We start from the raw sequence: 9,727 nt of genomic DNA, 5'->3' as shown, positions 1-9,727 counted from the left end.
ACCGAAGCGGCGGAAGTCGCGCACCGTGGTACCACCACCCTGCCGCACCTCGACGAGTCCGGTGTGCGCGAGCCGCTGCAACGCCTCCCGCACGGTGGGCCGGGAGACACCGAGCGCCTCGGCGAGCTGCCGCTCGGCGGGCAGCGTCTCCCCCGGTGCGAGTTCACCGTCGAGCACGGTGTCCACGAGCTGTTCGAAGACCTCGTCGGGAACGGTTCTGCGATCGATGCGCTGCAACGCCATGCCTACGACGCTACGACGACAATTGGTCAGAGGTCAAGTGGTCAGACCAATATTGATGGAACCAATACCGTCTGATCGATGCGAGCCGCACCGCTCCCGGGCGCACCGGGAGCCAACACTCAGACCTCGGGTTCGGCAGCCGTTCGCGTAGCCCCCGCCGAGGCGGCCACCACACAGACCACGCCCGCCCACTGCCCGACATTCAGCACCTGCCCCAACACCAGCAGACCCGCCAGCGCCGCCACCGCGGGCTCGAGGCTCATGAGCACCCCGAACACCCGCGCCGGAATCTTGCGCAGCGCCTCCAACTCCACCGAATAGGGCACCACCGACGACAGCATTGCCACCGCGAACCCCGCCGCGAGCACGGCGGGCTGCAACAGCGCCGCCCCCGCGTCCAGAATGCCGACCGGTGCCATCACAATGCCGCCGAAGGCCATGGCGAGCGCCAAACCGCCACCGCCGCTGGTGCGTTCGCCGAGTGTGGCCGACAGCAGGATGTAGCCCGCCCAGCACACTCCCGCCGCCAGCGCCAGCAGCACCCCCGACCACACCACCGCACCGTCGGAACGAGTGAGCAGGAAGACGCCGCCACCGGCGAGCAGCGCCCACACCGGATCGATCCACCGCCGCGATCCGGCCAGCGCGATGGCCAGCGGGCCGAGGAACTCCAGCGTCACCGCCATACCGAGCGGAATCCTGTCGATGGCCTCGTAGAAGCACAGATTCATCAGGGCGAGCACGCCACCGTACGCCAGTACCACCGGAATCGCGCGGCGCTCGATCCGCAGCGCCGAACGCCACAGCACCAGCAGCACGATTCCGGCGAATCCCAGCCGCAGGCTGACCGCGCCCGCGGGACCGGTGGAGGCGAACAGCTGCTTGGCGAAGGCCGCGCCGATCTGCACGCTCACGATCCCGGCCAGCACCAGGGCGGTGGGCGGCACCCCGCCCAACCCCTGCCAGGCCACCCGCTGCCGGAACGGCCGGCGCTCCGGTGACTTCCACGTCCGATCGACGTCGATGGCTACCACGCTGTCTCCTCCACTCCCCGCGCGCGGCCTCAGGATTTGGCCAGATACTCCAGCCGCTCGGCGTCCACGGCGGCATGCATCATGCCCGCCAACCCCGGATGTCGGGTCAACCCCGGATCCGATTCGACCACCTCACGCGCCAATTGCTGTGCGGCGGTGATGACTTCGAGATCGTCCAGCAGCGACAGCAGCCGCAGTGAACGCGCCGTGCCGGACTGCGCCGAACCGAGCACATCACCCTCCCGCCGCTGCCGCAGATCCAGTACGGCCAGTTCGAAACCGTCGGTGGTGGCGGCGACCGCCTCCAACCGGGCCATGGCCGAGCCGACCGGATTGGTCTCGGTGATGAGCAGACACAGACCGGCGTGCTGGCCGCGCCCGACGCGCCCGCGCAGCTGATGCAGCTGGCTCACCCCGAAGCGGTCGGCGTCGACAATGGCCATGATGGTGGCGTTCGGGACGTCCACGCCGACCTCGACGACCGTCGTGCACACCAGCACGTCGATCTGCGCGTCGTTGAAGGCCCGCATGACGCTGTCCTTCTCATCGGCGGGCAGGCGACCGTGCAGCAGGCCGACACGCAGATCCGCGAGGGGGCCACCGCGGAGCATGTCGTAGACGTCCACCACCGCGTGCGTGGTCAGCCCCTCCTTCTCGGCCGCGGCCTTACTCTTCTTCTTGCCGTTCTCCTCCTCGTCGCCGCCGATGCGCGAACACACCACGTACGCCTGGCGGCCCGCCCGCACCTCCTCGTGGATGCGCTCCCACGCGCGATCCACCCAGGACGGTTTCACCTTGGCGGGAACGACTTTGGTGGTGATGGGCGAGCGGCCGCGCGGCAGCTGGGTGAGGGTGGAGGTCTCCAGGTCGCCGAGGGTGGTCATGGCGATGGTGCGCGGGATCGGGGTGGCGGTCATGACCAGCAGATGCGGACTCACACCGTCCTTGGCCTTGGCGCGCAGCGCATCCCGCTGCTCGACGCCGAAGCGGTGCTGTTCGTCGACCACCACCATGCCCAGATCGTGGAACTCCACAGTGTCCTGGATGAGCGCGTGCGTGCCGATCACGATGCCGGCCTCACCGGTCATGGCGTCGAGCAGGGCCGCCTTCTTCTCCTTGGTGGACATGGAGCCGGTCACCAGCACGATCTTGGTGGCCTGGTCGGCCGCACCCAGTTCACCGGCGGCGCCGAGTTCGCCGAGCATCTTCCGCAGCGACCGATAATGCTGGGCGGCAAGCACTTCGGTCGGCGCCAGCATGGCGCACTGGCGGCCGTTGTCCACCACCTGGAGCATGGCTTCCAGGGCCACGATGGTCTTGCCCGAGCCGACCTCGCCCTGGAGCAGCCGGTGCATGGGGTGGGTGCGCGACAGGTCGTCGGAGATCTCCCCGATGACGGCGCGCTGCCCCTCGGTCAGCTCGAAGGGCAGCTGCTTGCCGAAGGCGGCGGCGATACCGTCGGTGCGGGGCGGGCAGGCGCGGGCGGTACGGCCCTCGACATCGTGGCGGCGCTGTGCCAGCACGAGTTGCAGTGCCAGCGCCTCGTCGAAACGCAAACGGCCCCTCGCCTGTTCGATATCGGACTTGTGCTCGGGCAGATGAATGAGGCGCAGCGCGTCCGACACCGCGATCAGGGCGTGCTCGGTGCGCAGTTCCTCCGGCAGCGGGTCGTCGATCGGGTCCAGCTGGTCGAGCACCTGGCGGATACAGCGCAGCAGGTCCCAGCTCTGCACCTTGGCGGTGGCGGGGTAGACCGGGATGAACTCGCGTTCGAAGAACGAGACATCCATGCCCCCTTTACCTTTGGCGGTCTGCGCCAGACCGCGCAGCGCACCGCCGCCGCGCACCGAGGTCAGGCTCTCCACGGTGCCGTCGCCCTTGTCGGGCAGGATGAGGTAGTCGGGATGGGAGAGGTTCCAGCGGTCGGGCCGCCACCAGTGCACGGTGCCCGACATCATGGCCTTGACGCCGTCCTTGACCAGGTACCTCACCTTGTCGCCATTGAAGAAGGTGATGTCCACCGGGCGCGCGCCGCCCACGTCGAGCGCCACCTTGAGCAGACTGCCGCGGCGGTTCTTCATCGGCCGCAGTTCGGTTTTGGTGACGCGGCCCATCACGGTGATGTGCGCGCCCTCCTCCGGCGCCTCCTCGGTGAGCGGCTGGCCCTGGGTGGCGTAGCGCAGCGGGTAGTGGCGCAACAGATCCTCGACGGTGTGCATATCGAACGCGTCCGCCAACGGCTCGGCGGCTTTCACGCCCAGCACGTGGTCGAGCCGGTCGGCCAGTGTCGCCATCTATTCCACCCCGATCTGCACCAGATCCCCGGCTTGACCGCCGGGGTACACCACCACCTCCACGCCCGGGAATCCGGCCGTGATGTGTTCGGTCAATTCTTCCGCCAGCCCGGCGGGCGCCTGCGCGCCGAGCAGGATGGTGACCAATTCCCCACCGAGACCGAGCATGCGGTCCAGCAGGGTGCGCGCGGCGGAGCGCACATCCGGATCGATCACCACCACATCGTGGCCGACGAGCCCGAGCCCGTCCCCGGCTTCGCAGGTGCCGACGATGGTCAGGGCCCGTTCGGCGGCCACCCGCAGTGCGCCCCAGCGGGTTACGGCGGCCGCCTCGGACATGGCGAACACGTCGTCGGCGGCGGAGCGGCCCGCATCGTGCATGGCCAGCGCCGCCAGCCCCTGCACGGTGGACGCACACGGCAGCATGAGCACATCGCGATTGCCGTCGCGGGCGGCCACACTCACCGCGACCAGTTCGTGCGCGGGCAGCGCGCCGTTCGGCAGCACCAGCACCTCACGATGCGGGAGCGCCCGAATCGCGGCCAGCAGCTCCTCCGCGGTGACCTCCCCCTCCAATACCGTCGCCCCCGCGTCCTCGAACAGCCGCACCGCACCCGAACCCGAAGTCACGGCCAGGATGCCGCGATCCGCTGGCCCCGCCGACGCATGCGCCGACACCGCCAGCGTCTCGATCCGGATCCGGCTCAGCGCCCCCGCCGCCAGTCCGGCCTCCACCGCCGCCCCCGCATCGGCACAGTGCACGTGCGCCGACCATGCCCCGGCCCCATCCCCCACCACGACCACCGAATCCCCCAATCCGGCAAGCACTTCCCGTAACCGCCCCGCCCGCCGCTCGTCGGTCCGCGTCAGCAGGTACATGACCTCGTACTGCGGCGCGGGCACGGCCGCGACGGGCACGTCGGCACCGCCGCGTCCGGCGGACCCGCTGGTCGACTCACGGTTGCGCGCGATGACACCGCCATCCTCGGCGCGGCCGGGGCGCCCACCCGTCTCGTCACCTCCGACGCGTGGGGCGCAACCGGAGCCTCCCGTCGCGTCGGCGACCCAGTCGACCGTGCCGGATATCGCCGCCCGACGATCGGTCCGCTCGAACGCGCCGGAGCGATCGGCCGCAGGGCGGACGGCGGGTTTCGCCTCCACGACGCCGGGTCTCCGGGCCGCCGCGCCCGACCCGCTCCGATCCGGTGTGCGGCGGACGTACGCCGGACGGACCGGCATACGCCCACCGGTGGCCGCGACGAGTTCGTCCAGCAGCACCAGCAACCCCCGCGCGCCCGCGTCCACCACGCCCGCTTCGCGTAATACGCCCAGCAGGGTGGGGGTCTCGCCGAGCGCCTTGGCAGCGCCGTCCGCCGCGGCCAGTGCCACCGCGGGCAGCGCATCATCGGCACAGTCGGCGGCGTGTTCGGCGGCGCGGTCGAGGATGGTCAGCATCGTGCCCTCGACCGGAGAGCTCAATGCCTCGCGCACCAGCACGGCGGCGCGGCGCAGCGCATGCCGCAGCGATCCGGCCGTGAGTGCCCCCGCGGTCACGCCCTCGGCCATACCGCGCAGCACCTGGGAAAGAATGATGCCGGAATTCCCCCGCGCCCCGACCGTCGCCGCCCGCGCCATGACGACGGCGACCGCGTGGGCGCTCGGCCCGGCGCCGTCGGCCGTCGGCCGCTCCTGTTCGGTCTCCGCCTCCGCCGCGCGCACCGCCGCCCGCATGGTGGTCAGCAGATTGTTCCCGGTATCGGCGTCGGCCACCGGGAAGACATTCAGCGCATTGATCTCGTCGCGATGCCGTTCGAGTCCTTCGAGGCAGCGCTGCCCCCAGCGCGTGAGCGCGGCACCGTCGAACACGTCCCCTTCCCCGGGCACCGTCACCGTCCTTCCACCACGCCGTCGCCTGCGAAACCCCCGGCCGCCAGCCTAGTCGCCCGCCCCGACAACTCGCCGTCGCCCGATGACCCGGTGCCCCCGCTGTAACGGACGATCCGGGGGGCAATTGGACATCGCCGTCGCCGGGTGGTTACTCTTGCAGGGTTGCCTCACGCGGGGCACCGGTCCTGCCCTCTCAGGTATCGGCCCGCGTTCGCCAGCCACCTGCTGGCTGGCACGTCCACGACATTAAGTTTTCGGACACGTCGCCCTGGGCGGCGCGTCCCCACATGACATGAAGGAGCTCGCGACTATGGCTGCCGTCTGCGACGTCTGCGCCAAGGGCCCCGGCTTCGGTAAGTCGGTTTCGCACTCGCACCGGCGCACCAACCGTCGCTGGAACCCGAACATCCAGACCGTGCGCGCGCAGGTTGCCCCCGGCAACACCCGCCGCATGAACGTGTGCACCTCCTGCCTGAAGGCCGGCAAGGTCGTCCGCGGCTGATTTTTCAGCACCACCGCCTTTCAGCACCACCGCGTCCACGCCCCGGAACCCGTCACAGGGTGATCCGGGGCGTTGTCGTCGGTAGGGTGGGGTCGCGCACACGAAGGGGGCGGAAGTGAAGCGCTGGCAGGTGCTCCCACTGGGGGCCGAGCACGTCCACAGCCTGGCCGAATGCCATATCGCCTGTTGGCGTGAGGCGTACGCGAATCTGGTTCCCGCGCAGGTGCTCGACGCCTTCGACGTCGACCGGCGCGCCGAACAGCTGGAGAAGCAACGCCTGCGCTATCCGGGCCGCACCGTGGTGGCCGTGGCTGCCGACGCCGTTATCGGCTTCGGCAGCGGTGGCCCGTCCCTCGACGATGCCGCGCCCACCCCGCACGAGATCAATGCCATGTACGTGCGCGCCGCCTGGCACGGCACCGGGGTGGCCCACGATCTGATGCGCGCTGTCCTGGTCCCCGATGTCGACACCTCGCTGTGGGTGTTCGAGGAGAATCCGCGCGCCCGGGCGTTCTACCGCACATACGGCTTCGCGCTCGACGGCGGACGCCGCGTGGAAGCCTTCAGTCCGGCCCTGGAAGTGCGAATGGTGCGGCACGCCGCAGCGTTACCGCACCATTCCTAGTCCTCGACTACGCAATCCTCGATGACGCGCCGACGGCTACTGCGCGCCGCCGATGCACTGCACCTGCTGGCTGATCGACTGCACGAAGCACGCGAGCGTCGAGGTCGTTCCGGACGACAGCGACGAGGCGCTGTTGGTGTCGAAGAGGCTGCCGACCGGAGTGGCCTCCGACGGCGTGGCGGCCGGGGCGGTGTAGGGCTCCAGCGTCAGCGGCGCGGCCTGGGCGGCGGGGACGGCTGCGAACGCGGCACCCACGGCGAGGGCGGCGACGACACCGCGGGCGGTCTTTCTCTGCATGCATTTGCTCCTGAATAGGCTCTGGCGGGTTGTACACCCCTCACGGCAGACGCCAGTCCACCGGGGCGGCCCCTAGGGTACCGAGCAATTCGTTCGTACGGGAGAACGGACGAGATCCGAAGAAACCGCGCGAAGCGGACAGCGGTGAGGGGTGGGCGGATTCGATGTACGGCGTGGACCCCAGCATGGGCTTGAGCGTGGCGGCATCGCGGCCCCACAGAATCGCCACCAGCGGCTGGTCCCGGGCCACCAGCGCGCGAATCGCCTGTTCGGTCACCGCCTCCCAGCCCTTGCCGCGATGCGAGGCGGGCTGTCCCGGCGTCACGGTGAGCACGCGGTTCAGCATGAGCACGCCCTGGTCCGACCATGGCGACAGATCACCGCAGGACGGCGTCGGGTGGCCGAGGTCCTTGGAGTACTCGGAGAAGATATTGGCGAGGCTGCGCGGCACCGGCGAAACATCCGGGGCCACCGAGAAACTCAGGCCCATGGGATGGCCGGGCGTGGGATAGGGATCCTGCCCGACGATCAGCACCCGCACCTTGTCGAACGGACGCTGGAAGGCTCGTAGCACGTTCTCGCCCTTGGGCAGATAGCCGCGCCCGGCGGCGAGTTCGGCCCGCAGGAATTCGCCCATGGCGGCGATGCGGTCGGCGACCGGTTCGAGGGCCTCGGCCCAGCCCGAATCGATGACCTCCGACAGTGGTTTGGCACCCATGTCCGGATAACATACGGCGCGCGAATTCACGGCGAAACCTCACCCACCCGAAGCGAACGACTCCCACCCGGCGGGTCCGGGCCGAGACGTGCCGTCGACGGTCACGCCCGCACCCGCGCCGACGCGACCGATCACGCTCCAACCTGCGGGAATCCCCTCGGGATCGCGGAAGGTGGCCGCGAAGGCGTGATCCTCGCCGCCGGTGAGGATCCAGTCGAGCGGATCGGTGTCCAGGACGGTGGACACCGCATCGAGGGCCGGATCGCGCAGCGCGGCGGCATCGAGATCGATGGCGACACTGGAAGATTGGGCGATATGCCCGAGATCGGCGAGCAGACCGTCGGAGACGTCGGTCAGCGCCGAGACCGGCGCGGCAGCGGGCAGCTCGAGCACGGCACCGTAGGGCGGATGCGGAACACGGTGGGCGGCAACCACATTCGCGAACGGTTCCGGATCGATGCCGGCGCTCAGCACCGCCAGCCCCGCCGCCGACCAGCCCAGCCGCCCGGCCACCGCCACCACATCGCCGGGACGGGCGGTCGAGCGCAGGATCGGGGCACGGTGCGGATCGCCGAAGGCGGTCACCGAGATCACCAGTTGGGCGCTGCGGACCATATCGCCCCCGGCGATGGAACCGCCGGAACGTGCGACCTCCGCCCACATGCCGTCGGCGAGTGCACGCACGAAATCCACCCGGGTGTCACCCGGACAGCCCAGCGCCACCACGAACCCGCTCGGTGCCGCACCCATGGCCACCACGTCGGCGGCATTCTGGGCGATGGCCTTGCGCCCGATCTCGTATGCGCTCGACCAGTCCAAACGGAAGTGCCGATCCTGCACCAGCATGTCGGTGGTCACCACGAACCTGCCGGTCGGTGCGGCCACCACGGCGGCATCGTCACCCGGCCCCAGCAGCACACCCGGAGCCTGCTCCCGCCCGGCGTTCACCGCCGCGATCAATGCGAACTCCCCGAACTCGGCCACCGTCACCGGTGTGGCGCGCTCCGCTCCACTTCCAGGCCCGGCAGGCCCGCCGACATCTCGATTGCTCCTGCCGGTGATGGCGGTCTCCTTACGGCCGAGTGCGCTGCGAACGGTGGACCCACCGACGGTACCCTCGTCCCTGCACTCGCAGACCACCAGCCGGACGCCACCGCCCGGCCGAGCAGATCGAGGATGTCGGACCGGATGAGCAAGGACACGCACGGGAACGAGACGGAACCCACGTCCACCGCGCAGCCAGCCGAATCGACCGACACGGGACGGTCGCCCGCTCTCATCGCCACGGCCGTCGCGCTGCCTCTCGCGTTGCTGGTGGGTGTGATCCTGATGGCCGTGGTGGCGCGGCAGAACGTAACGCGCGAACCGCTCGCGCTCGGATCGGTGCCCGCGCCCGGTTCCGACGGACCGGCGTGCACCGCGCTGCTGCCCGCATTGCCCGGCGAACTCGGCGACTACACCACCTCGGAACTGGTCGAGCCCGCGCCGCCCGCCACCAAGGCGTGGCAACTGCCCGAGGGCGGGGAGCCGATCGTGCTGCGCTGCGGGCTGGATCGGCCGCTGGAGTTCCATCGGGCGTCGCCGTTGCAGGTGGTCAACGGGGTGAACTGGTTCGCGGTGCGCGACGAGACCAGCGGGGTGACGTCGGGGACGTGGATCGCGGTCGACCGGGGCACGTATATCGCGATCACCATGCCCGACAGCGCGGGCCCGACTCCGTTGCAGGAGATCTCGAACGCGATCACCGCAACGATCCCGGCACAGCCGCTCGACCCGGGCGAGCTGCCGAACTAGACCCGCTCAGGACTTGGCGAGGCGGGCGGTCCCGGAGCGGAGGTCGATGTCGAAGCCCCCGGGAGCGCCGTCGCCGGGATTCTCGCGGTGCATGAGCACCGACTGCCGCTGTTCGAATTCGACGCGTTTGCCGGAGGAGAACACGGTGTCGAGCTGTTCGAAGCCGATCGCGCTCGCGGTGCGCTGCTCATCACCGCGCATCCACGGCAGCGCGGTGCGTCCGGTGGTCCTGCGGTAGGCCACATCGGCGAAGGCCACCGCGATGAGCAGCAGGGCCAAGCCGGGAAGGGTCATCGCGACGATCACCATGTCGACGATACCCGTGTGGCCCGG

General features: G+C 70.1%; 11 protein-coding genes. 3 read left to right on the top strand and 8 right to left on the bottom strand.

Annotated elements, in window-relative coordinates; translation table 11 throughout:
• The 4 genes from QK444_RS25160 to QK444_RS25145 all read right to left on the bottom strand — a co-directional run.
• The coding region (locus tag QK444_RS25160) for a GntR family transcriptional regulator (protein ID WP_282784304.1) at nt 1-243 on the bottom strand (243 nt) is incomplete at its 3' end.
• A gap of 119 nt (nt 244-362) precedes the next feature.
• Nucleotides 363-1,277: an EamA family transporter gene (locus QK444_RS25155; protein ID WP_282784302.1), complete on the bottom strand. Its 915-nt coding sequence runs from the start codon at nt 1,275-1,277 to the stop codon at nt 363-365.
• A gap of 29 nt (nt 1,278-1,306) precedes the next feature.
• Nucleotides 1,307-3,571 (bottom strand): ATP-dependent DNA helicase RecG, encoded by a 2,265-nt coding sequence (recG, locus tag QK444_RS25150; RefSeq protein ID WP_282784301.1) that lies wholly within the window; start codon nt 3,569-3,571, stop codon nt 1,307-1,309.
• Nucleotides 3,572-5,455 carry a DAK2 domain-containing protein gene (locus tag QK444_RS25145; protein WP_282784299.1) on the bottom strand — a complete coding sequence of 628 codons (1,884 nt, stop codon included), beginning with the start codon at nt 5,453-5,455 and terminating at the stop codon, nt 3,572-3,574.
• 313 nt (nt 5,456-5,768) lie between these two features.
• On the opposite strand from QK444_RS25145, the gene rpmB reads away from it, so the two are divergent.
• Both rpmB and QK444_RS25135 read left to right on the top strand, forming a co-directional pair.
• Complete coding sequence (gene rpmB / locus QK444_RS25140) at nt 5,769-5,960, top strand: 50S ribosomal protein L28 (RefSeq protein WP_011210730.1); 192 nt, start codon at nt 5,769-5,771, stop codon at nt 5,958-5,960.
• Nucleotides 5,961-6,075: 115 nt separating this feature from the next.
• Nucleotides 6,076-6,585, top strand: a complete 510-nt coding sequence (locus tag QK444_RS25135; RefSeq protein WP_282784286.1) for a GNAT family N-acetyltransferase — start codon at nt 6,076-6,078, stop codon at nt 6,583-6,585.
• A gap of 36 nt (nt 6,586-6,621) precedes the next feature.
• On the opposite strand, the gene QK444_RS25130 is transcribed toward QK444_RS25135, so the two are convergent.
• From QK444_RS25130 to QK444_RS25120, 3 genes are read right to left on the bottom strand one after another with little or no spacing between them, the layout of a single operon-like run.
• On the bottom strand, nt 6,622-6,882 hold the full coding sequence (locus tag QK444_RS25130) for a hypothetical protein (protein WP_282784285.1): 261 nt from the start codon (nt 6,880-6,882) through the stop codon (nt 6,622-6,624).
• Nucleotides 6,883-6,922: 40 nt separating this feature from the next.
• Nucleotides 6,923-7,600, bottom strand: a complete 678-nt coding sequence (locus QK444_RS25125) for a uracil-DNA glycosylase (protein WP_282784284.1) — start codon at nt 7,598-7,600, stop codon at nt 6,923-6,925.
• Between the two features lie 39 nt (nt 7,601-7,639).
• Nucleotides 7,640-8,584, bottom strand: coding sequence for a thiamine-phosphate kinase (locus QK444_RS25120; RefSeq protein ID WP_282784306.1), 945 nt, complete (start codon nt 8,582-8,584; stop codon nt 7,640-7,642).
• Between the two features lie 204 nt (nt 8,585-8,788).
• Between QK444_RS25120 and QK444_RS25115 the strand changes: the two genes are divergently transcribed.
• Nucleotides 8,789-9,394 carry a DUF3515 domain-containing protein gene (locus QK444_RS25115; protein WP_282784283.1) on the top strand — a complete coding sequence of 202 codons (606 nt, stop codon included), beginning with the start codon at nt 8,789-8,791 and terminating at the stop codon, nt 9,392-9,394.
• Nucleotides 9,395-9,400: 6 nt separating this feature from the next.
• On the opposite strand, the gene QK444_RS25110 is transcribed toward QK444_RS25115, so the two are convergent.
• A partial coding sequence (locus QK444_RS25110) for a DUF6191 domain-containing protein (protein WP_349239541.1) occupies nt 9,401-9,727 on the bottom strand: 327 nt, incomplete at its 5' end.

It is taken from the genome of Nocardia sp. CC201C, assembly GCF_030010695.1.
Taxonomy (GTDB): Bacteria; Actinomycetota; Actinomycetes; order Mycobacteriales; family Mycobacteriaceae; genus Nocardia; species Nocardia otitidiscaviarum.
This window is presented reverse-complemented; position numbering and strand designations above follow the sequence as displayed.

Coding starts and splice junctions, on each gene's coding strand:
- QK444_RS25130 (WP_282784285.1), bottom strand. CDS start 6,882: ATGCAGAGAAAGACCGCCCGCGGTGTCGTCGCCGCCCTCGCCGTGGGT.
- recG (WP_282784301.1), bottom strand. CDS start 3,571: ATGGCGACACTGGCCGACCGGCTCGACCACGTGCTGGGCGTGAAAGCC.
- rpmB (WP_011210730.1), top strand. CDS start 5,769: ATGGCTGCCGTCTGCGACGTCTGCGCCAAGGGCCCCGGCTTCGGTAAG.
- QK444_RS25115 (WP_282784283.1), top strand. CDS start 8,789: ATGAGCAAGGACACGCACGGGAACGAGACGGAACCCACGTCCACCGCG.
- QK444_RS25125 (WP_282784284.1), bottom strand. CDS start 7,600: ATGGGTGCCAAACCACTGTCGGAGGTCATCGATTCGGGCTGGGCCGAG.